This window comes from Agromyces capsici (assembly GCF_058349965.1).
This window is the reverse complement of record NZ_JBYRET010000001.1, coordinates 1-20,617: the sequence shown is the minus strand read 5'-3', so window position 1 is coordinate 20,617 and position 20,617 is coordinate 1. Positions and strand designations below refer to the sequence as shown.

The window sequence follows — 20,617 nt, the reverse complement described above, 5'->3', positions numbered from 1 at the left end:
CTGCGACGGTCGCGGTGAGCGGGGCCAACGGCCCACTGCGCCGTTCCGGGCGAGCGGCACCTCCTCGTACGCTGGGTCCATGAGCGACGCGATCGACCCGGAGCGGCTCGACCGCGACCTCGAGCACGCCCTGCACCGCCACACCGACTACGGCGCCGAGGAGCTCGACGAGTACCACGTGGCATCCGACCCGCTGGTGCAGTTCGACCGATGGCTCGCCGAGGCCGACGCGCGCGGCGTGTACGAGCCCAACGCGATGGTGCTCGGCACCATCGACGCCGACGGCACGCCGTCGAGCCGCACGGTGCTGCTGCGCGGGGTCGACGATCGCGGGTTCGCGTTCTACACCGACCGCGAGTCGCGGAAGGGGCGGGCGCTCGCGGCCAACCCGACGGCGACGCTGCTGTTCCCGTGGTATCTCGTGCATCGGCAGGTGATCGTCACGGGCGCGGTGAGCCGGGTCGACGACGGGGAGTCCGACGCGTACTGGTCGAGCCGCCCGTTCGGCGCGCGAATCTCGGCGACCGTGAGCCGCCAGTCGCAGCCGATCGGCTCCCGCGCCGAGCTGGTCTCGCAGGTCGCGGCACTCGAAGAGGAGTACTCGGGCGTTGGCGACGTGCGTCGCCCCGACCGGTGGGGCGGGTTCCGGGTGCGGCCGTGGCGCGTCGAGTTCTGGCAGGGCCGCACGTCGCGGCTGCACGACCGGCTGGTGTTCACGCGCGATCCGGGGGCCGACTCCGGCGCCTGGCGGCTCGAGCGGCTGCAGCCGTAGCGTGCACAGGGCCGGGCGCGCTCGGGCATAGGCTGGAGCGGATGCCGCAACCGCCGAAAGCCGACGCCCCCACGGCGAACGATCGGCGCTGGCGAGCGTACTGGGTGTGCGTGGCCGTCGCGGCCATCACGATCATGGACCTCACGAAGGTCAACGTGGCGCTGCCGTCGATCGAGCACGCGCTCGGCGCCGGCTCGACCGAGCTGCAGCTCCTGGTGGCGGGCTTCGTGCTGACGTTCGGCCTGACGCTGGTGCCCGCGGGCCGGCTCGGCGACCAGGGCTCGCGCAAGGTGATGTTCCTGATCGGGCTCTCGCTGTTCGCGCTGACGAGCCTGGCCTGCGCGCTCGCGCCGACCTCGGGCGTGCTGATCGTCGGCCGGCTGCTGCAGGGCGTCGCGGCGGGCATCCAGATGCCGCAGGTGCTCGGCCTCGTGCAGCAGCTGTTCCAGGGCGCCGAGCGCGGCGCCGCGTTCGGGCTGTTCGGTGCGACGATCGGCATCGCGACCGCGTTCGGGCCCACGCTCGGCGGCCTCGCGATCGCGATCGGCGGCCCCGTCGACGGCTGGCGCGGCATCTTCTGGATGAACGTCCCGCTCGCGCTCGTCGCGCTCGTGTTCGCGGCGCGGCTGCTGCCGGGCCGCCCGCCGGGCGATCGCGCCCGGATCTCGCTCGACCCCGTCGGCATCGCCGTCTTCGGCGTGGTGGTGGTCTCCCTGATGTGGCCGTTCCTGTTCACCACCGGTTCGCCCGACGACGACCCGGCCCGGTGGTGGACCCTCGTGCTCTTCGCGGTCGCGGTCGTCGCGTTCATCTGGTGGGAGCAGCGGTACGCGGCATCCGGCCGGGCCCCGCTCGTGCCCCTCGACCTGTTCTCGCGGCGCTCGTATCGGAACGGCACGCTGCTGGCCACCGCGTACTTCGCCGCGACGCCGGCGTCGTTCCTGCTCACGAACCTGTACCTGCAGGAGGGCCTCGGCCTCGCGCCCGTCTACGCGGGCATGGTCACGATCGGGTTCGCGCTCACGAGCGCGTTCACATCGTGGCTCGGCGGGCGCCTCGTCAACCGCGTGGGCCGTCCGCTCGTGGTGCTCGGCGTCGCGCTGCTGCTCGTCGGCCTCGGGCTGCTCGTGCTCGTGGCCGTGGCCACGCCGCCCGAGCTCACCCCATGGATCATGGCCGCGGTCATGCTCATCGGCGGCACGGGAGGCGGCCTCGTGATCGCGCCGAACCAGGTGCTCGCGCTCGCCGACGTCCCGGTGATCCAGGGCGGGCTGGCCGGTTCGGTCGGGCAGCTCGGCCAGCGCATCGGCACCGCGATCGGCACGGCCGTCGCGCTCTCGCTGTTCTACTCGACCCTCTACAACGAGGAGGCGCAGGAGGGCCGGATCGACCTCTACCACACGGCGTACGCCGTGGGGATGTCGGCGGTCGGCGCCCTGCTCCTGCTCGCACTGTTCGTCGGCCTCGTCGACCTGCGGCAGCGCCGGGCCGACCGGATCGTCTAGGCCTCAGGCGGCGAGCACGCGCTCCGCGTCGAGGAGCGCGGCGAGCTCGGTCACCGAGTGCTCTCGGCCGAATGCGGGGTGGCCGGGCTCCAGGGCTCGGCCGTTGGCGAGTCCGCCGCCGTCGACGGCGTCGAAGCCGAGGTCGTCGATCACCCTGGCGACCACGCGTCGTGCCTCCTCGTCGTCGCCGACGACGGCGAGGGCGCGGCGCAGCGGCGAGCCGGCGGGCAGCGCGTCGTCCTCCATGTCGTGGTAGCCGAGGTGGTTGAGCGACTTCACCACGCGGGCGCGGGGATTGAACGCGGCATGGATCTCGCTCGTGGATCGCGGGTCGTCGTCGATCTCGGCGATGTGCCCGTCGACCGGCGGCCAGTAGTTCGTGGCGTCGACGACGACCTTGCCGTCGAACCGCTCCCAGGGGATCGAGCCCGACTTGCCGAACGGCACGGCGACGATGACGAGGTCGGCGCGGGCGATGAGGTCGTCGGGCGCGGCGACGGTCGCGCCGGGCGCGACGACGGAGACCAGCAGGTCGAGCGCGGTCTGGCGCGGCGATCCGGTGAGGACGACCTCGTACCCGGCTTCGACGAGCAGCCGGGCCAGTGCGGTGCCCACCTTGCCGGCGCCGAAGATGCCGATGACCGGTCGATCCGTCACGCTGCTCCTCTTCGTCAGGGCCCGCCGGACGGCGCGACCCGCCGACGTCGCTTCGCGACGCCGTCATCCGTGGCAACGCCCCGCCGCGCTCGGGCATTCCCGGCCGGGGCGCGCCGGAATAGTCTCGGACCGGACGGAGTTCCGTCAGATGCATGCATGTGCATCGATCAAGCGGATGGGGAGCAGCGGATGGCGCGCCACTACGAATTCGGACTCGACACCTTCGGCGACGTCACCGTCGGCGCCGACGGCGACCTGCTCTCGCAGGCGCAGGTGCTGCGCAACGTCGTCGAGGAGGCCGAGCTCGCCGATCGCCTGGGACTCGACTTCTTCGGCGTGGGGGAGCACCACCGGCACGAGTTCGCGATCTCCGCGCCCGAGGTCGTGCTCGCGGCGATCGCGGGCCGGACCGAGCGCATCCACCTCGGCTCGGCGGTCACCGTGCTCAGCTCCGACGACCCCGTTCGCGTCTACCAGCGCTTCGCGACGCTCGACGGGCTGTCGAACGGTCGTGCCGAGGTGATCCTCGGGCGGGGGTCCTTCATCGAGTCGTTCCCGCTGTTCGGATTCGAGCTCAGCCAGTACCAGGATCTGTTCGAGGAGAAGCTCAGCCTCTTCTCGGCATTGCTCCCGCAGGAGCCCGTGACGTGGGAGGGCACGCTGCGCTCCTCGCTCACCGACCAGCTCGTCTACCCCCGCGTCGAGCACGGCACGCTGAAGACGTGGGTCGGCGTCGGCGGCAGCCCCGAATCGGTCGTGCGCGCCGCGCACTACGGCCTGCCGCTCGTGCTGGCCATCATCGGCGGCAGCCCCGTGCGCTTCGCTCCCCTTGCCGAGCTCTACCGCAAGGCGCTCACGCAGTTCGGCCACGATCCGCAGCCGATCGCGATGCACTCGCCCGGCATCATCGCGGAGTCCGACGAGGCGGCCCTCGACACGCTGTGGCCGCACTACGAGGTGATCATGAACCGCATCGGCCGGGAACGCGGCTGGGGCGCGGTCACGCGCGAGCACTTCGAGGGCGAGGCGGGGCCGCACGGAGCCCTCTACGCCGGCTCGCCCGAGACCGTCGCGCAGAAGATCGCCGCGGCGATGCGCACGCTCGGGGCCGACCGCTTCGACCTCAAGTACTCCAACGGCACCCTGCCGCACGAGGCGATGATGCGCACGATCCAGCTCTACGCGACCGAGGTCGTCCCGCGCGTGCGCGAGCTGCTCGCCGAGTCGGAGGCGACTCTCGACGAGGCGGCCTCCGCGGGCTGAGTGCGTCGCGGCCCCGCTGAGCGCCATGCGCCGATGCCGGGCAGCGACCCTAGGGCCGCGCGCCGGTGAGGCCGGGCTGCCCGGAAGCCCCGCGCCGCCGACGCACGGCGGAGCGGAACCACGCCGCATCGGGCAGGCGCGACAGGAACGTGCCGGCGAGGATGGTCACGAGCACGTAAGCCGTGGCGAGGGGGGCGAGCGCCGGTTCGACGCCCGAGCCGACCGCGAGGCCGGCGATGACGATCGAGAACTCGCCGCGCGGGGCGAGCACGAGCCCGGCGCGCCACTGGCCGAGCGTGCCGACGCCGGCCTTGCGCGCCGCGTACGAGCCCGAGACCAGCTTCGTGAGGATCGTGACCGCGGCGAGCAGGGTGGCCGGCAACAGCATCGACAGCAGCTTTCCCGAGTCGGTGGTGAGCCCGAAGAACACGAAGAACGTCGCCGCGAACAGGTCGCGGAGGGGCGTCAGCACGGCGCTCGCGTTCGCGGCGACGCGACCCGACAGCGCGATCCCGACGAGGAACGCCCCGACGGCCGCCGACACGCTGACCTCCTGCGCGAGCCCGGCGACGAGCATGACCAGGCCGAGCACGCCGAGCAGCAGCGGTTCGGCGTGGTCGGCGGGGAAGAGCCGAGAGATCACGTGACCGTGGCGCAAGGCGACGAAGAGGATGAGTGCCACCACGCCGACCGCGACCGCCACGGCGACCGCGCCCTGCACGAGGCTCACGCCCACCACGATGGCCGAGAGGACCGGCAGGTAGAAGGCCATCGCCAGGTCTTCGATGACCAGCACCGCGAGCACCGACGGCGTCTCGCGGTTCGAGAGGCGCCCGAGGTCGCGCAGCAGCTTCGCGATCACGCCCGAGGACGACACCCAGGTCACGCCGGCGAGTGCGACCGCGGCGACCGGACCCCAGCCGAGCATGAGCGCGAGCGCCGCGCCGGGCAGGGCGTTCAGCACCGCGTCGACGATGCCCGCGCGACGTGAGGTCATGAGACTCGAGAAGAGCTCCTCGGCCGTGTACTCGAGGCCGAGGAGCGCGAGCAGCAGGATGATGCCGATCTCGGAGGCGGTCGCGAGGAACTCCTCGCTCGCCTCGAGCGGCACGAGTCCGCCCTCGCCGAACGCGAGGCCGAGGATCAGGTAGAGCGGGATGGGCGAGATGCCGAAGCGGATGGCGAGGCGGCCGAGCAGGCTCATGGCGAGGAGCAGCGCGCCGACCTCGACGAGGAGCAGCGTGGTCTCGTGCATCCCGGTGCCCCGGCTCAGTCGGGGCCGTGGGCGAGCAGGTTGGCCACCCCGTCGAGGCCACCGCGGGTGCCGACCGCCACGATCACGTCGCCGGCGCGCAGGACGTCGGCGGGCGTCGGCGACGGGATCACCTGCCCGTCGCGGACGATCGCGACGACGGACGCGTGCGTGCGCGTGCGCGCCTTCGTGTCGCCGAGCGGGCGGTTGAGGTAGGGCGAGTCGGTCGGCAGGGCGATCTGCTCGGTGAAGAGTCCCGCGGTCTCGTCGGAGAGGCTCGTGAGGCGGGACATCATGACGGAGGCGCCGAGCACGTCGGCGAGCGCGGCGGCCTCGTCGTCGTTCAGCGGGATGGAGTCGCGGCAGGCGTCGGGATCGTCGTCGTCGAAGACGCCGAGGTCCCGTTCGCCGTCCCGGTGCGACACGACGCTGATGCGCCGCCCGCCCTCGGTCACGAGGTCGTGGCGGAAGCCGATCCCGGGCAGGTCGACCTTCTCGATGCGAATACCCACGCCCGACATGGTAACCCCGCGAGCGGACATCGGCGCCGAGTGGCGCTCAGGCCGCGCCGGGCGACGCGGAGGTGGTCATCTCGAGCACGGGCGTGCCGTTGTCGTCGCCGAGCTCGAACGACACGTGCACGGCGCCGAGCTCGCCGAGAGAGGAGGCGTGCGTGCCGCCGCACGGGATCCGCGCCGATCCCTCGGGCAGCTCGCACACCCAGGTCCGGCGATCGGTGAGGTGCTCGCCCACGCGCTCGACGCGCACCTTCGCGTCGGCGGCGACCCATTCCGCGAGGGTCGCATCGACGGAGGCCGCGAGCGCGCCGAGCTCGTCGGCCAGCCCGGTCGGGTCGAACCCGGCCCGGCGCAGCGACTTGTTCAGCCGGTAGCGGTCGACCGACCCGAACGGACCGATGCGCGAGGACGCGATGGCGATGCCGTCGAAGTCGGGCGAGCCCAACGCGTCCTCGCGGGCCGCCTTCGACCAGCGGCCGGCGAGCGCGCGATTCAGGGCGAGGGATGCCGCGTGGCAGGCGGTGTGGCCGGCCGAGAGCGCCCGGCGCGCCGCGCCGTCGGCCTCGAGCTCGACCTCGTCGCCCTCGGAGACGGGCACGTCGGCGTCGAGGAGGTGCGCCACGAGGAAGGTCCATCCGTCGGTGCCCGGCCGGACGGGGATGTCGCCGACGTGCAGGTCGGCGCCGTCGGTCGCCGCGACGACCGCGTCGCGGATCGGGACCTCGCGGCCGTCGGCGCGCAGCACGCCGGGGTCGGCGGGCTGGTCGGGCCAGGCGCTGTCGACGGGATGGATGCTCGTCCGGTCGGTGATGACCGCGAGCTGCTCGCCGTGCGGTGCGACGTGGACCACGGTGCCGGTCGCGGCGAGGTCCCCGACGGGGAAGGTGACGATCGTGTCGGTGCCGGGCAGCGCCATCAGATGCCGGATTCGCGGCGCCCGAGCACGTTGACCGGGATGGCGAGGGCGAGCGAGACCGCGGCGATGCCGCCGAAGAAGACGATGGCCTCGAATCCGGTGACGACATCGGCGATGCTCATCAGCCACATGCCGAAGAGGAAGAGGCCCATGGCGATGAGGAACGGGAACAGGCTCACGACGAACTCCTTCGGACGTGCGGCACGCGCCGCGGCGCCAGTCTATCGAGGGGCCCGTGCTCCCGGAACGCGCCGCCGGCGCTACTCCTCCACCGGCCCCAGCCAGGCGTTCGCGATGGTCGAGAGCGCGGCATCCTCGCTCGACGGATGGAACACCCCGGCGAGCACGTCGCGCTGCAACCGGCCGAGCTCGTTCCCCGCGAAATAGGTCGCGCCGCCGCCCACTCGGACGGCCCGGTCGACCACCTCCCGCGCGGTCTCGACGGTGCGGACCTTCACGCCCGAGAGCTTCGCGAACCAGAAGGCGCCGTGGTCGACGCCGTCGGTGACGTCGCGCGCGAGCGAGACGAGCTGCGGCGGGATCGCGTCGAGCGCGAGCGCCGCCTCGGCGATCCGGCGGCGCACGTCGGGATCCTCGGAGCGGGCGCGGCCGGTCTTCGCCGAGAGGCGCGATCTCGCGGACTCCGCAGCCAGCTCGAGCGCCCGGGCCGCGATGCCCGCGTACACCGAGCTGAGGAACAACTCGAAGCAGGCGAAGATCGCGAAGACGAACGGGTCGGGGTTCGGGCCGGGATCGAGCCGGCGCACGATGCGGTCGGCCGCCGCGACGGCGCCGTCGAGCACGGTGGTGCGGCTCTGCGTGGCGCGCATGCCGATCGTGTCCCAGTCGTCGAGCGTGCGGACGTCGGGGTCCTCGCGGTCGATGAAGCCGTACACGAGCTTGGGCGCGTCGTCGGACCGCGAGTCGAGGCCGTGCACGCCGAGCCGCGTCCACGCGGGCGAGAGCGACGTGAAGATCTTGCGGCCCGAGTAGCGGACGCTGCCGTCGGGCTGCGGGTCGGCGACGGTCCCCGAGCCGAACAGCATGAGGTCGTTGCCGGCCTCGCTGATGCCGAACGCGAACACCTCGCCGCCGGCGGCCTCATCGAGCACGAAGTCGAGCGAGGCGTCGCCGCGGTCGTGCAGCAGGCGCGCGACCCCGGTCCAGACGAGGTGCATGTTGACGCCGAGCGCGGTCGCGGGCGCCGCCCCGGCCAGCCGCATCTGCGCGCGGACGACGTCGTCGAGGCTCCACCCGAGGCCGCCGAGGTCGGTCGGCACGAGCGCGCGCAGGTAACCGCGCTCGCGGAGCTCATCGAGGTCCTCGGTGAAGAAGGCGTTTCGCCGGTCGTAGTCGGCCGCGCGTTCGCGCAGGAGCGCGAGCAGGTCGTCGTCGAGCAGGGTCTCCGGGGTGAGCGCACGCACGCGCCCAGCCTACGCCGCGCGGTCCTCGGAGGGCGGGGCGTCGTGCGGGTGGCGGCGCCCCCGCGTCGCGAGGATCACGATGCCGACGACGATGCCGGCGAGCACCAGGAGCAGCGCCAGCCACGGCAGCATCATGCCCGCCAGGACGAGCAGGCCGGAGAGGAACGCGACGAGCGCCTCCCAGCCGGCGACGACTCCGCTCCAGAAGTCGTCGGGCCGGGCGTCGGGTGCGACCCCCTCGGAGAGCAGCTCGACCGTGAGGGTGGAGTAGTCGACCTGGTCGACGAGCCACTCCCGCTGTGCGACGAGGCTGTCGAGCTCGGCCTGCCGCGACGAGAGCTCCGACTCGATCGCGATGAGGTCCGCGGTCGTCGTCGCCTCCGCGAGCAGTGCGAGCAGGCGGTCGACGGATGCCTCGAGCGCCTCGATGCGCGCATCGAGGTCCTTGCGCTGCTGCGTCACGTCGGAGGCGTCGAGCTGCACGGAGTCGACCTCGCCGAGCTCGCGCAGCTCGGCGAGCGCGGCGTCGAACGCGTCGGCGGGGATCCGGACCACGAGCGTCGCCCGGGGCTGCTGCGTGTCGGTGCCGGGCGTCTCGCTGCGGCTGTCGATCCGGCCGTCGGCTCGGTCGACGATCGCGGCGACCTCGGAGGCCGAATCCACCGGGTCGTCGACGGTCATCGTGAGCCATCCGGTCGTGATGACGCTGCGGTCGTCCTCGACCGACTGCTGCGGCGCGAACTCCTCGCTCGCGTCGCCGCCCTCGACGGGCGCCTCGACGCCGATATCGGGCTGCGGCTCCGCGCCGGTGGTGCCGCCGTCGGTGGAGGAGCCCTGCCCCATGGTGCAGCCCGAGAGCAGGAGCGCGGCGATCGCGGCGGCGGCCGCGGCGAGATGAGCACGTCGGCGGGTCATGCGGTCACGGTACCGCCGGGCGCGAACCCGATGTCTGGGCGCCCGCTGCGAGTCGGATCACGATCCGGTTGCGGTCGCCGGTTCGGGTCGAGGAGGCCCGCAGGGCCGTCGCGAGACCCTCCGTCAGTCGGTGTCGGGGTCGCGCCCCGTCCGCTCGCCCGATTCGAGCGTCGCGATCGCCGCGACATCCGCCTCGTCGAGCTCGAACGAGAACACGTCGAGGTTCTCCGCGATCCGCTCGGGGCTCGACGCCTTCGGGATCACGATCGTGCCCTGCCGCACGTGCCATGCGAGCACGACCTGCGCGACCGAGCGGCCGTGCTTCGCCGCGATCGGCCCGAGCACCGGGTCGCCGAGGAGGCGACCGCGCGCGAGCGGCGACCACGCCTCGGTGCGGATGCCGAGCCGCTCGTGCGCGGCGCGGAGCTCGCGCTGCGGAAGCCACGGGTGCAGCTCGACCTGGTTGACGACGGGCGTGACGCCCGTCGCGTCGATGACGCGCTCGAGATGGTGCGCGTGGAAGTTGGAGACGCCGATCGACGCGACCCGACCCTCGTCGCGGAGGCGCACGAGCGCGCGCCACGTGTCGACGTAGCGGTCCTTCGACGGCACCGGCCAGTGGATCAGGAACAGGTCGAGCCGGTCGAGGCCGAACCGGCGCATGGCCGCGTCGAACGCACGCAGCGTCTCGTCGTAGCCGTGATCGTCGTTCCACACCTTGCTCGTGACGAAGACCTCCTCGCGGGGCAGCCCGCTCTCGCGAACCGCGGCGCCGGCCTCGGCCTCGTTGCCGTACAGCGCGGCCGTGTCGAGGTGGCGGTAGCCGAGCTCGAGCGCGGTCCGCGCGAGCCGCGTGGCCTCCGCGGCCGGCACCTTGTACATGCCGTAGCCGACCTGCGGGATGGCACGCCCGTCGGCGAGCGGAACCAGGGGTGCGAGTGGGGGATGCGACATCCGTCTGCCTCTGCTTCTCGGTGGAGTCGGTCGGGGGTCAGCTCGGGGTGACCGGCACCGGCTCGGTGTCGGGGATGGGGCTCGCGTCGCGCCCGCGGAGGTCGGGGTGCCAGCGCCGTCCGAGCGCCGGGACGACGACGCCGAGGAACGCCAGCACGGCGGCGGCCCAGAACGCGCCGACGGCGTCGTACCCGTCGATGAGGAAGCCCGCGAGCGCCGAGCCGAGGGCGGCGCCCATGAGCTGCCCCGTGCCGACCCAGCCGTACGCCTCGGCGGTGTCGGAGAACTTCACGCTCACCGAGACGATCGAGAACAGCACTGCGAGCGCGGGCGCGATGCCGATGCCGGCGATGAAGAGCGTGAGGGCGAGCCACCAGAACTCCATCGCGAACGCCGCGAGCGAGACGCCCACGAAGACGATGAGCATGCGGCGTGCGGTCGACCAGGGGCTGATCGGCACGTGCCCGAGCGTCAGGCCGCCCGCGAGGCTGCCGATCGAGAAGATGGCGAGCACGATGCCGGCCTCGGCGCCGTCGTGCCCGAACGCGGCGACGACCCCGGCCTCGACCGCGGCGCACGCGCCGATGAGGAGGAAGCCGACGACGGTCGCGAGCAGAACCGGCGGTCGCGCGAGCACGGTGCCGAACCGTCGCTTGGACCGCGGGATGCGGACGCGGCCGAGCTCGGGCGAGGCGATGAACCAGATCGTGCCGCCGATCATCATCGCGGCGGCGAGCAGGATGCCCCAGACGGTGCCGATCTGCGTCGAGACGAAGGTCGTGACGACCGGGCCGACGACCCAGATGACCTCCTGCGCCGAGGCGTCGAGCGAGAACAGCGGGGTCAGCTGCCGGGAGTTGACCATCTTGGGGTAGATCGTGCGCACCGCGGGCTGCACGGGCGGGGTCGCGAGACCGCACAGCAGGCCGACCGCCATGTAGAGGGGCACGGTGAGCGGCAGCAGGCCGATCGCGATGACCGAGCTCGCGCACACGACGAGCGTCGCGGTGAGCACCGGCCGCATGCCGAGCCGTCCCATCAGGCGGCTCGTCAGCGGCCCGGCGACCGCCTGCCCGATCGAGGTGGCCGCGAGCACGAGACCCGCGGCGCCGTAGGAGCCGGTCTGCTGCTCGACGTGCAGCAGGAACGCGAGCGAGAGCATGCCCGACGGGAACCGAGCCGTGAGCTGGGCGGCGATGATGCGAGCGACGCCCGGAGTCCTCAGCAGGTCGGTGTAGCTTGCCACTCCCCGACTCTATCGAGGCGGATGTCGCGCGCCCCGCGCCCCGCAGGCGAAACGAGCGGCGCCGATCGCCCCGAGGGCGAGCGCCGACCCCCATCGACTGTATTAGTGTCTCCGAGTGTCGACGACGACCCGTGCGGCCTCGTCGATCCTTCTCACCGAACAAGAGGAATCCCATGCGTACTCGCCTCGTCGCCGTCCCTGCCGTGTTCGCGGCCGCGGCGCTCCTGCTCACCGGATGCGTCGACAACACGTCGACCGGAACCGGATCGTCGGCCGCTCCCGAAGCGTCGATCGCGGTCGACGAGGCGGCGGTCGCCCTGCTGCCCGACGACGTGGCGGAGTCCGGCACGCTCATCGTCGGCATCGACCCGACCTATCCGCCCAACGAGTTCAAGGACGCCGACGGCAACCCGATCGGCTGGGGTGCCGAGCTCGCCGAGGCCGTCGCCGCGAAGCTCGGGCTCGAGGCGGAGTTCCAGGTCGCGAAGTTCGACAACATCATCCCCAGCGTCAAGGGCGGCAAGGCCGACATCGGCGTCTCCTCCTTCACCGACACGGTCGAGCGCGAGGAGCAGGTCGACTTCGTGAACTACTACGAGGCCGGCATCATGTGGGCCTCGGCCAAGGGCAACGACGTCGACCCCGACGACGCGTGCGGGCTGAAGGTCGCCGTCCAGGCCACCACGTACGAGGACACCGACGAGGTGCCCGCGAAGTCCGACGCGTGCGTCGCCGCGGGCAAGCCGGCCATCGAGAAGGTGCCCTTCGACACGCAGGATGCCGCGACGAACGCCGTGGCACTCGGCCAGGCCGACGCCCTCAGCGCCGACTCGCCCGTCACCCTGTACGCGATCGAGCAGACGGGCGACAAGCTGCAGCCGGCCGGCGAGTCGTTCGACGTCGCCCCCTACGGCATCGCGGTGGGCAAGGACCGCGGCCTGACCGAGGCGATCCAGGCGGCGCTGCAGTCGCTCGTCGACGACGGCACCTACGGCGAGATCCTCGATGCGTGGGGCGTGGCCGACGGCGGCATCGACGAGATCACGATCAACGCGGCCGGTCAGGGCTGATCGTGTCCGCACTCGGGTCGGACCGGCCGGCGACGGGGGAGGCCCCGCCGCCGGCCGGCACCGGGCGCACGCCCATCAAGGCGGTGAAGCTGCGGCATCCGTGGCGCAACATCTTCGCCGTGGTGCTCGTGCTGATCTTCGCCCTGTTCGTGATCGACGCCGCGCAGCGCCCGGCGTACGACTGGCCGGTCGTGGGGCAGTACCTCTTCGACCGGCGCGTGTCGCAGGCGGCGCTCGTGACGCTCGAGCTCACCGTGCTGTCGATGGCGATCGCGATCGTCCTCGGCGTGGTGCTCGCCGTCATGCGGCTCTCGCCGAACCCGGTCGTGAAGTCGATCGCCTGGTTCTACCTCTGGATCTTCCGCGGCACGCCGGTCTACGTGCAGCTCGTGTTCTGGGGCCTCATCGCGATCATCTACCAGTCGATCGACATCGGCGTCCCGTTCACCGAGCCGTGGGTCTCGTTCGAGACCAAGGACGTGCTGGGGCCGTTCTGGCTCGCCGTCATCGGCCTCGCGCTCAACGAGGCGGCCTACATGGCCGAGATCGTGCGCGCCGGCCTGCTCTCGGTCGACAAGGGCCAGGACGAGGCGGCGACCGCGCTCGGCATGAGCTGGTCGCAGACGATGCGCCGCGTCATCCTGCCGCAGGCCATGCGCGTGATCATCCCGCCGACCGGCAACGAGGTCATCTCGATGCTGAAGACGACCTCGCTGGTCACGGCGGTGCCGTTCACGCTCGAGCTCTACACGCGCACGCGCGACATCTCGGCCGAGACGTTCAACCCGATCCCGCTGCTGATCGTCGCGTCGATCTGGTACCTGTTCTTCACCTCGGTGCTCATGGTCGGCCAGTACTTCCTCGAGAAGCGGTTCGCCCGGGGCATCGGCGCGCGACCGAACACCGTCGCGGGCACGGTGCCGACCGCCGTGGTGCCCGCGGTCGGGGGCGACGAGTCATCGACGGAGCTTCCGCCCATCGCAGACAAGCACGGAGGTGACGCGCGATGAGCGACGTCCACGAGACCGGCACGGCCGCGGCGACCGTTGGCACCCGCACGACGCCGATGGTGCTCGCCGAGGGTGTCTCGAAGAGCTACGGCTCGCACGAGGTGCTGAAGGACATCACGCTCGAGGTCAAGCGAGGAGAGGTCCTCTGCCTCGTCGGGCCGAGCGGGTCGGGCAAGTCGACGTTCCTCCGCTGCATCAACCACCTCGAGAACGTCTCGGCCGGACGGCTGTCGGTCGACGGCCACCTGGTCGGCTATCGCGAGGCGGGCGGCAAGCTCTACGAGCTCAACCCGAAGGAGGCCGCGAAGCAGCGGCGCGACATCGGCATGGTCTTCCAGCGGTTCAACCTGTTCCCGCACATGACGGCCATCGAGAACGTCATGGAGGCACCGGTCACCGTGAAGGGTGTGTCCAAGGCGAAGGCGAAGGCGCGTGCGCGCGAGCTGCTCGCGCGCGTCGGGCTCGCCGAGCGGGCCGACTACTATCCGGCGCACCTCTCGGGCGGGCAGCAGCAGCGCGTGGCGATCGCCCGCGCGCTCGCGATGGACCCGAAGCTCATGCTCTTCGACGAGCCGACCTCGGCGCTCGACCCCGAGCTGGTCGGCGAGGTGCTCGACGTGATGAAGGGCCTCGCGAAGAGCGGCATGACCATGATCGTCGTGACGCACGAGATGGGCTTCGCGCGCGAGGTGGCCGACACGCTCGTCTTCATGGACGACGGGATCGTGGTCGAGTCGGGCGTGCCGCGCGAGGTGCTGGCGAACCCGAAGCACGAGCGCACGCAGGCGTTCCTCTCGAAGGTGCTCTGACGCGGGGGCGGCGCCCGGCGCGGCGATCACATCAGCCGTTCCATATATAACGACAGATTGATAGGATGTCGCCGTGCACGCGTTCGACGTCCTCGGCGACCCGGTGCGCCGCCGCATCCTCGACCTCCTGGCCGACGGCGAGCGGCCCGCCGGCGCCGTCGTCGACGTCGTCGCGAAGGAGTTCGGCATCACCCAGCCGGCGGTCTCGCGCCAGTTGCGCATCCTGCGCGAGCACGGGTTCGCGACGGTGCGGGCCGACGGCGCTCGCCGCATCTACGCGCTCGACCGCGCTGGGGTCGACGCGGCATCCGCCGAGCTCGACCGCTACCGCAGCATGTGGCGGCAGCGGCTCGATGCGCTGCACACCGAGGTCGCGCGCGGAACGCGTGCCCGACGGAAGGACGCATGATGGCCGTGACCGGCGACATCTTCCCCGACGAGCCCGGGTTCCTGCTCGAGTTCGACGAGGTCTACGACACCGCACCCGACGACCTGTGGGAGGCGATCACCACGCCCGAGCGGCTCGCGCGCTGGATGGCGACCTACCGCGGCGAGTTCCGGCTCGGCGGGCGCTGGCAGGCGCTGACGCGCGACGGCGACGTCTACTGCGACGGCGAGGTGACCTCGTGCGAGCGTCCGGCGGGCTTCACGACGACGTGGACGGTCGTGGGCGAGACGCCGTCGCTGGTCACGGTCCAGCTCGAGCCCGAGGGCGGCCGCACACGCCTGCGCCTCCGGCACGAGCACGTCACGCGGCTCGACTACGGCCCCGGCTGGCACACCTACCTCGAGAGCCTCGCGTGGCACCTCGTCGACCCCGCGGCCGAGAAGGATCGCGAACGCTGGGACCGCCGGTTCGCCGAGCTCGAGCCGGGCTACGCGTCCCGCTTCGCCGAGATCACTCCGACAGCGCCTTGATGATCCGCTTGACCGACACGGTCTCGGCGGTGCGCAGCTCCTGCGCGAACAGGCCGACCCGCAGCTCCTCGAGCAGCCAGCGCACGCGCACGAGACCGGGGGCGTGCTCGGGATCGATCGGGATGGTGCCGCCGGCCTTCTCGTACGCGATGCGCGCCTGGTCGAACTCGGTCATGAGCTGCCGGTCGCGGCCGGGATTCTCCTGCATGCGGCGCACGCGCACGGTGATCGCCTCGAGGTAGCGCGGAAGGTGGCGCAGCTGGTCGAGGCCCGTCGCCGACACGAAGCCCGACGGCACGAGCGCCTCGAGCTGCGCGCGGGCGTCGGCGAGCGCCGACATCAGGTGCAGGCTCGAGGCCTTCGCGATCGCGCGATCGGCCTCGCGGGCCGCGACGAGGATCCGCGAGACGAGGGCGACCGATTCGAACATGCGATCCATGACGGTCGCCGAGACCGCGTCGCGGACGGCGTCGAACTCGGCGCGAGTCCGCAGGAGCCCGTCGGCGTGGCGCGCGCGCAGCTCGGCGTCGACCACGGCGGCGAGGCAGTCGTCGAGGAGCGCGCGCGGGCCGGGGTAGGCGCTCGACGCGAGCGCGAGCTTCTCCTGGTTCGACAGGTGCTCCTGCACGTACGCGACCGGTGACGGCGTCGCGAGCACGAGCAGGCGACGGATGCCGCGGCGCGATGCCCGATCGCGTTCCTCCGCGGTCGCGACCAGGCGCAGCGCGACCGACGAGCCCTCGTCGACGATCGCCGGGTATGCGCGTACGACGTTGCCCGCCTGGCGGGTGTCGACGTGGTCGGGCAGCTCGTCCCACTCCCACGCCGTGACCCCGGACTGCTCGGCGAATGCCGCTTGCGCGGGTTGAGGAGCGCGCGCAGCCTCTGCTGGTCGAGGAGCGCGCGCAGCGCGCGTCTCGAGACCTCGTCGTTCGGGTTCTGCGAACGTCGAGGCGACCGCGCGGCTCGCCCGGTCGGCGAGGCGCTCCTGCAGCGCGGCGAGCTCCTTGTCGTCGCCGACGGCGCGTCCGCGCTCGTCGACCGCGCGGAACGTCACCCGCAGGTGCGGCGGCAGCCGGTCGAGGTCGAAGTCGTCGGCCGTGACCGGCGCGTACGTCAGGCGCTTGATCACGCCCGCGACGGCCTCGGCGAACGGGGGCCGGGTGCCCCCGGCCTCGGGGCCGTCGGGCAGCTCCGCGCCGATCTTCGCGGCCCACTCGGCGGCGGGGACCACCTGCCGGCGCAGCACCTTGGGCAGCGTGCGGAGCATCGCGGTCACGAGCTCGTCGCGCAGGCCCGGCACCTGCCAGTCGAACCCGGCCGGCTCGAGCCGGGGCAGGAGCACGAGGGGCACGAGCACGCTCACGCCGTCGTCGGGCGAGCCGGGCTCGAAGCGGTAGCGGAGCGTGAGGGTCTGGTCGCCCTGCCGCCACCGATCGGGGAAGCCGCCGTCGGCCGTGACGCCCTCGTCGCCGAGGACGTCGGCCGCGGTCATCGTCAGCAGATCGGGCGAGCGGCGTTGCTCGGCGCGCCACCAGCGCTCGAACGCCCGCGCGTCGGTGGCCTCGGCCGGCAGGCGCTGCTCGTAGAACGCGACCACGACCTCGTCACCGGCGAGCACGTCGCGCCGGCGCGTGCGCTCCTCGATCTCGCCGAGCTCGCGGCGGAGCTCGCGATTGCGCCGGACGAAGGCGTACACCCGTTTGTCGAGCCGGCTCCAGTCCCAGTCCTCCTCGACGAGCGCGTGCCGGATGAACAGCTCGCGCGCGAGCGCAGCGTCGACGCGGGCCAGCTGGATGCGGCGCTTCGGCACGATCGGCACGCCGAACAGCGTGACCTTCTCGTCGGCGACGGCCGAGCCCTGGCGTCGCTCCCAGCGCGGCTCGGAGTAGCTGCGCCTGGCGAGCGGGCCGGCGAGCTGCTCGGCCCATGCCGGGTCGATCGCGGCCGCCGTGCGGGCGAACAGGCGGCTCGTCTCGACGAGCTCGGCCGCCATGATCGCCGCCGGGGGCTTCTTCGCGAGCGCCGACCCGGGGAACACCACGAAGCGCGCGTTCCGCGCGCCCGCGAACTCCGCCTGCGGGCGCCGGCCGCGGCGCTCCGACTCGCGCTGGGCGCCCGCGCCGCCGCGCCCGCTCGCGGTGCGGCTGTCGTCGCGGATGCCGATCTGCGAGAGCAGGCCGGCCAGCAGCGAGCGGTGGATGCCGTCGGGGTTCGGCGCGCCCGCCTGCTGCGCCACGTGGAGGCCGAGCGGCTTCGCGAGCCGAACGAGCTGGCGGTAGAGGTCCTGCCACTCGCGGACCCGCAGGTAGTTCAGGAACTCGCTGCGGCACATCCGCCGGAACGCGCTGCCCGAGAGCTCGCGCTGCTGGTGCTCGAGGTGGTTCCAGAGGTTCAGCAGCGTCAGGAAGTCGCTCGTCGGATCGACGAACCGCGCGTGCATGGCATCGGCCTGCTCACGCCGCTCGAGCGGGCGCTCGCGCGGGTCCTGGATCGTCAGGCCGGCGACGATCGCGAGCACCTCGCGGCTGACGCCCTGCGCCTTCGACTCGAGCACCATGCGCGCGAAGCGCGGCTCGATCGGCAGGCGCGACAGCTGGCGCCCGACGCGCGTGAGCCGCGGTCCGTCCGAGCCGTCCACGTCGTCGATCGCCCCGAGCTCCCGCAGCAACTCGACGCCGTCGCGGATGCCGCGCGCGTCGGGCGGGGTCAGGAACGGGAAGTCCTCGATCGCGCCGAGTCCGAGCGAGGCCATCTGCAGGATGACCGCAGCGAGGTTCGTGCGCAGGATCTCGGGGTCGGTGAACTCGGGCCGCCTCCCGTGGTCCTCCTCGGAGTACAGGCGGATCGCGATGCCGTCGCTCGTGCGACCCGACCGGCCGGACCGCTGGTTCGCCGAGGCCTGCGAGATCGGCTCGATCGGCAGGCGCTGGACCTTCGACCGGACCGAGTACCGGCTGATGCGCGCCGTGCCCGCGTCGACGACGTACCGGATGCCCGGCACGGTGAGGCTCGTCTCGGCGACGTTCGTCGCGAGCACCACCCGGCGCCGGAGGCCCGCGACCTTCGACGGCTCGAACACGCGGTGCTGGTCGGCCGAGGACAGCCGGCCGTAGAGCGGAAGCACCTCGGTCTCACCGCCCCGTCGGGCTCCGCGGCCGGTCGTGTAGTGCGCCCGCACCGCGGCCTCGGCGTCGCGGATCTCGCTCTCACCGGAGAGGAACACGAGCACGTCGCCCGACGACTCGCGCTCGAGCTCGTCGAGCGCGTCGAGGATGCCCTGCTGCACGTCGCGGTCCTCGGCGGCCGCGCCCTCGTCGTCGGCGTCCTCGCCGGAGCCGGAACCCGCCGACTCGGCCACGAGCGGGCGGTACCGGATCTCGACGGGATACGTGCGCCCGGACACCTCGATGATCGGGGCCGGTTCGCCGGCGCCATCCGCGAAGTGCCTCGCGAAGCTCTCGGGGTCGATCGTCGCGCTCGTGATGATCACGCGCAGGTCGGGCCGTCGGGGGAGCAGGCGCTTGAGGTATCCCAGCAGGAAGTCGATGTTGAGGCTGCGCTCGTGCGCCTCGTCGATGATGATCGTGTCGTACCGGCGCAGCTCGCGGTCGCGGTGGATCTCGTTGAGCAGGATGCCGTCGGTCATCACCTTGATGCGCGTCGACTCGCTCGCGCGGTCGGTGAAGCGCACCTGGTAGCCGACGAGCCCGCCGAGCTCGGTGCCGAGCTCCTCCGCGACGCGTTCGGCGATGGTGCGGGCCGCGATCCTGCGCGGCTGCGTGTGCGCGATCGACTCCCGGCCGAGCTCGAGGCAGATCTTCGGCAGCTGGGTGGTCTTGCCCGAGCCCGTCGCGCCGGCGACGATCACGACCTGGTGGTCCCGGATGGCGCGCGCGATGTCGTCGCGTCGACCGCTGACCGGCAGCTCGGCCGGGTAGGTGATCGCGGGGATCGGAAGGGGGGTGCGCTCGGACATCAGCCCTCCATCGTATGGCGACGGCCGGGTCGGACGGCCCCCGGACGGCGCGCCCCCGCCCTCGCTTTCGCGACCGGCGAACACGGGATGGAACTCGCAGGTGCGTGCGGTTGCATGACGACATGACGCAGAACTCAGCGACATCCGTACCGCGCATCCGACTCAACGACGGCCACTCGATCCCGCAGCTCGGGTTCGGGGTGTTCAAGGTCGACCCCGCGGAGACCGAACGCATCGTGACCGACGCGCTCGAGGTGGGCTACCGCCACCTCGACACCGCCCGCATCTACGGCAACGAGGAGGGCGTCGGGCGCGCGCTCGCCGCGTCGGGCCTGCCGCGCGAGGAGCTGTACGTCACCACCAAGCTGTGGAACGACGACCAGGGCACGCAGTCGGCCCTCGACGCGTTCGACGCGAGCCTCGACCGGCTCGGCCTCGACTACGTCGACCTCTACCTGATCCACTGGCCCGTGCCGGCGCAGGACCGCTACGTCGAGTCGTGGCAGGCGCTCGCGCAGATCCGCGAGTCGGGTCGCGCACGCTCGATCGGCGTCTCGAACTTCATGGTCCCGCATCTCGAGCGCGTCATCGCCGAGACGGGCGTGGTGCCCGCCGTCGACCAGATCGAGCTCCACCCGGCGCACCAGCAGCCCGAGGTCGTCGACTTCGCTGCGGCGAACGCCATCGCGATCGAGTCGTGGGGTCCGCTCGGCCAGGGCAAGTACCCGTTGCTCGAGCTGGCGCCCGTGACGGCCGCCGCCGCTGCGCATGGGAAGTCGCCGGCGCAGGTCGTCGTCCGCTGGCACCTGCAGCGCGGCTTCATCGTCTTCCCGAAGTCGAACCGCCGCGAGCGCATGGCCGAGAACTTCGACGTGTTCGACTTCGAGCTGACCGACGCCGAGGTGGCGGCGATCACCGCCCTCGAGGGCGCGGGCCGACTGGGGCCGGATCCGCACGCGTTCGGCTGACGGATTCGCCGCGCGATCGGGGGTTCGGCGGCGACCGCCGGCCCCCTGTCGCCGCGGCCGAGGGCCGCGACACGCCCGGGATGTACGCCCGATTTGTCGCCCGCCCCGGATCCCCGTAGATTTCTACATGTCGCCACGGCGGCCGGGAGCGAGAAGCCCTGGCAGGCCAGGCGGCGGTCTTAGCCAAACAGCCTCGAAGGCGCACATTGCGACTCGGTTGCTTCAAGCCTAAGATTATCTAGTTGCACTCCAACACGAACCGCACCTCCGTGAGGTGGTGCCGGCCGCGGATCCCGCGGTCGGAGACGGGCTCGAGGGGTGCTACGGTAGAGAGGTTGCCCTGGGGGCAGGCCGCGAGGCTGGAACCCGGGTGCGTCCGTTTCTTGAGAACTCAACAGCGTGCACTATGTTCAATGCCAATTTTTTGAACCCCGTGTTCTT

General features: G+C 72.2%; 19 protein-coding genes. 9 read left to right on the top strand and 10 right to left on the bottom strand.

Going from position 1 to position 20,617, the window contains the following annotated elements; translation table 11 throughout:
• Nucleotides 1-79 precede the first annotated feature (79 nt).
• Together pdxH and AC3RKB_RS00090 are read left to right on the top strand one after the other, a co-directional pair.
• Entirely contained in the window at nt 80-772 is a 693-nt protein-coding gene (pdxH, locus tag AC3RKB_RS00095; RefSeq protein WP_491433958.1) for a pyridoxamine 5'-phosphate oxidase, read from the top strand.
• A 41-nt stretch (nt 773-813) separates the two neighbouring features.
• On the top strand, nt 814-2,277 hold the full coding sequence (locus tag AC3RKB_RS00090; protein WP_491433957.1) for an MFS transporter: 1,464 nt from the start codon (nt 814-816) through the stop codon (nt 2,275-2,277).
• Between the two features lie 3 nt (nt 2,278-2,280).
• Here the strand turns inward: AC3RKB_RS00090 and AC3RKB_RS00085 are convergent, their stop codons facing one another.
• Nucleotides 2,281-2,934, bottom strand: a complete 654-nt coding sequence (locus AC3RKB_RS00085) for an NADPH-dependent F420 reductase (protein ID WP_491433956.1) — start codon at nt 2,932-2,934, stop codon at nt 2,281-2,283.
• Between the two features lie 156 nt (nt 2,935-3,090).
• Between AC3RKB_RS00085 and AC3RKB_RS00080 the strand changes: the two genes are divergently transcribed.
• The gene (locus tag AC3RKB_RS00080; protein ID WP_491433955.1) at nt 3,091-4,197 is read left to right on the top strand and encodes an LLM class flavin-dependent oxidoreductase; all 1,107 of its coding nucleotides are present in this window, start codon (nt 3,091-3,093) and stop codon (nt 4,195-4,197) included.
• 49 nt (nt 4,198-4,246) lie between these two features.
• On the opposite strand, the gene AC3RKB_RS00075 is transcribed toward AC3RKB_RS00080, so the two are convergent.
• The 8 genes from AC3RKB_RS00075 to AC3RKB_RS00040 form a co-directional block, all read right to left on the bottom strand.
• Nucleotides 4,247-5,452, bottom strand: a complete 1,206-nt coding sequence (locus tag AC3RKB_RS00075) for a cation:proton antiporter (RefSeq protein ID WP_491433954.1) — start codon at nt 5,450-5,452, stop codon at nt 4,247-4,249.
• Between the two features lie 14 nt (nt 5,453-5,466).
• The gene (locus AC3RKB_RS00070; protein ID WP_491433953.1) at nt 5,467-5,961 is read right to left on the bottom strand and encodes a cation:proton antiporter regulatory subunit; all 495 of its coding nucleotides are present in this window, start codon (nt 5,959-5,961) and stop codon (nt 5,467-5,469) included.
• 46 nt (nt 5,962-6,007) lie between these two features.
• The gene (locus AC3RKB_RS00065; RefSeq protein WP_491433952.1) at nt 6,008-6,883 is read right to left on the bottom strand and encodes an alanyl-tRNA editing protein; all 876 of its coding nucleotides are present in this window, start codon (nt 6,881-6,883) and stop codon (nt 6,008-6,010) included.
• Nucleotides 6,883-7,062 carry a hypothetical protein gene (locus AC3RKB_RS00060; protein ID WP_491433951.1) on the bottom strand — a complete coding sequence of 60 codons (180 nt, stop codon included), beginning with the start codon at nt 7,060-7,062 and terminating at the stop codon, nt 6,883-6,885. The genes AC3RKB_RS00065 and AC3RKB_RS00060 overlap by 1 nt, the downstream gene beginning before the upstream one ends.
• Nucleotides 7,063-7,143: 81 nt before the next feature.
• Nucleotides 7,144-8,307, bottom strand: coding sequence for an acyl-CoA dehydrogenase family protein (locus tag AC3RKB_RS00055; protein ID WP_491433950.1), 1,164 nt, complete (start codon nt 8,305-8,307; stop codon nt 7,144-7,146).
• Nucleotides 8,308-8,316: 9 nt separating this feature from the next.
• The gene (locus AC3RKB_RS00050) at nt 8,317-9,222 is read right to left on the bottom strand and encodes a DUF4349 domain-containing protein (RefSeq protein ID WP_491433949.1); all 906 of its coding nucleotides are present in this window, start codon (nt 9,220-9,222) and stop codon (nt 8,317-8,319) included.
• 123 nt (nt 9,223-9,345) lie between these two features.
• Nucleotides 9,346-10,176 (bottom strand): aldo/keto reductase, encoded by an 831-nt coding sequence (locus AC3RKB_RS00045; RefSeq protein WP_491433948.1) that lies wholly within the window; start codon nt 10,174-10,176, stop codon nt 9,346-9,348.
• Nucleotides 10,177-10,213: 37 nt separating this feature from the next.
• The gene (locus tag AC3RKB_RS00040; protein WP_491433947.1) at nt 10,214-11,422 is read right to left on the bottom strand and encodes an MFS transporter; all 1,209 of its coding nucleotides are present in this window, start codon (nt 11,420-11,422) and stop codon (nt 10,214-10,216) included.
• A gap of 173 nt (nt 11,423-11,595) precedes the next feature.
• On the opposite strand from AC3RKB_RS00040, the gene AC3RKB_RS00035 reads away from it, so the two are divergent.
• From AC3RKB_RS00035 to AC3RKB_RS00015, 5 genes are all read left to right on the top strand, one after another.
• Complete coding sequence (locus tag AC3RKB_RS00035) at nt 11,596-12,492, top strand: ABC transporter substrate-binding protein (protein WP_491433946.1); 897 nt, start codon at nt 11,596-11,598, stop codon at nt 12,490-12,492.
• 2 nt (nt 12,493-12,494) lie between these two features.
• Complete coding sequence (locus tag AC3RKB_RS00030; protein WP_491433945.1) at nt 12,495-13,502, top strand: amino acid ABC transporter permease; 1,008 nt, start codon at nt 12,495-12,497, stop codon at nt 13,500-13,502.
• Entirely contained in the window at nt 13,499-14,311 is an 813-nt protein-coding gene (locus AC3RKB_RS00025; protein WP_491433944.1) for an amino acid ABC transporter ATP-binding protein, read from the top strand. The genes AC3RKB_RS00030 and AC3RKB_RS00025 overlap by 4 nt, the downstream gene beginning before the upstream one ends.
• Before the next feature lie 73 nt (nt 14,312-14,384).
• Nucleotides 14,385-14,720 (top strand): ArsR/SmtB family transcription factor, encoded by a 336-nt coding sequence (locus AC3RKB_RS00020; RefSeq protein ID WP_491433943.1) that lies wholly within the window; start codon nt 14,385-14,387, stop codon nt 14,718-14,720.
• Nucleotides 14,717-15,229 carry an SRPBCC domain-containing protein gene (locus AC3RKB_RS00015; protein WP_491433942.1) on the top strand — a complete coding sequence of 171 codons (513 nt, stop codon included), beginning with the start codon at nt 14,717-14,719 and terminating at the stop codon, nt 15,227-15,229. The genes AC3RKB_RS00020 and AC3RKB_RS00015 overlap by 4 nt, the downstream gene beginning before the upstream one ends.
• Here the strand turns inward: AC3RKB_RS00015 and hrpA are convergent.
• Nucleotides 15,210-19,208, bottom strand: a complete 3,999-nt coding sequence (gene hrpA, locus AC3RKB_RS00010; RefSeq protein WP_491433941.1) for an ATP-dependent RNA helicase HrpA — start codon at nt 19,206-19,208, stop codon at nt 15,210-15,212. The two genes, AC3RKB_RS00015 and hrpA, sit on opposite strands and share 20 nt — an antisense overlap.
• A 122-nt stretch (nt 19,209-19,330) precedes the next feature.
• On the opposite strand from hrpA, the gene AC3RKB_RS00005 reads away from it, so the two are divergent.
• Nucleotides 19,331-20,176 (top strand): aldo/keto reductase, encoded by an 846-nt coding sequence (locus tag AC3RKB_RS00005; protein ID WP_491433940.1) that lies wholly within the window; start codon nt 19,331-19,333, stop codon nt 20,174-20,176.
• Nucleotides 20,177-20,617 lie beyond the last annotated feature (441 nt).

What these genes read in the sequence shown, in the direction of transcription:
- pdxH (WP_491433958.1), top strand. Translation starts at nt 80, where the DNA reads ATGAGCGACGCGATCGACCCGGAGCGGCTCGACCGCGACCTCGAGCAC.
- AC3RKB_RS00090 (WP_491433957.1), top strand. Translation starts at nt 814, where the DNA reads ATGCCGCAACCGCCGAAAGCCGACGCCCCCACGGCGAACGATCGGCGC.
- AC3RKB_RS00080 (WP_491433955.1), top strand. Translation starts at nt 3,091, where the DNA reads ATGTGCATCGATCAAGCGGATGGGGAGCAGCGGATGGCGCGCCACTAC.
- AC3RKB_RS00075 (WP_491433954.1), bottom strand. Translation starts at nt 5,452, where the DNA reads ATGCACGAGACCACGCTGCTCCTCGTCGAGGTCGGCGCGCTGCTCCTC.
- AC3RKB_RS00065 (WP_491433952.1), bottom strand. Translation starts at nt 6,883, where the DNA reads ATGGCGCTGCCCGGCACCGACACGATCGTCACCTTCCCCGTCGGGGAC.
- AC3RKB_RS00050 (WP_491433949.1), bottom strand. Translation starts at nt 9,222, where the DNA reads ATGACCCGCCGACGTGCTCATCTCGCCGCGGCCGCCGCCGCGATCGCC.
- AC3RKB_RS00045 (WP_491433948.1), bottom strand. Translation starts at nt 10,176, where the DNA reads ATGTCGCATCCCCCACTCGCACCCCTGGTTCCGCTCGCCGACGGGCGT.
- AC3RKB_RS00035 (WP_491433946.1), top strand. Translation starts at nt 11,596, where the DNA reads ATGCGTACTCGCCTCGTCGCCGTCCCTGCCGTGTTCGCGGCCGCGGCG.
- AC3RKB_RS00025 (WP_491433944.1), top strand. Translation starts at nt 13,499, where the DNA reads ATGAGCGACGTCCACGAGACCGGCACGGCCGCGGCGACCGTTGGCACC.
- AC3RKB_RS00015 (WP_491433942.1), top strand. Translation starts at nt 14,717, where the DNA reads ATGATGGCCGTGACCGGCGACATCTTCCCCGACGAGCCCGGGTTCCTG.
- hrpA (WP_491433941.1), bottom strand. Translation starts at nt 19,208, where the DNA reads ATGTCCGAGCGCACCCCCCTTCCGATCCCCGCGATCACCTACCCGGCC.
- AC3RKB_RS00005 (WP_491433940.1), top strand. Translation starts at nt 19,331, where the DNA reads ATGACGCAGAACTCAGCGACATCCGTACCGCGCATCCGACTCAACGAC.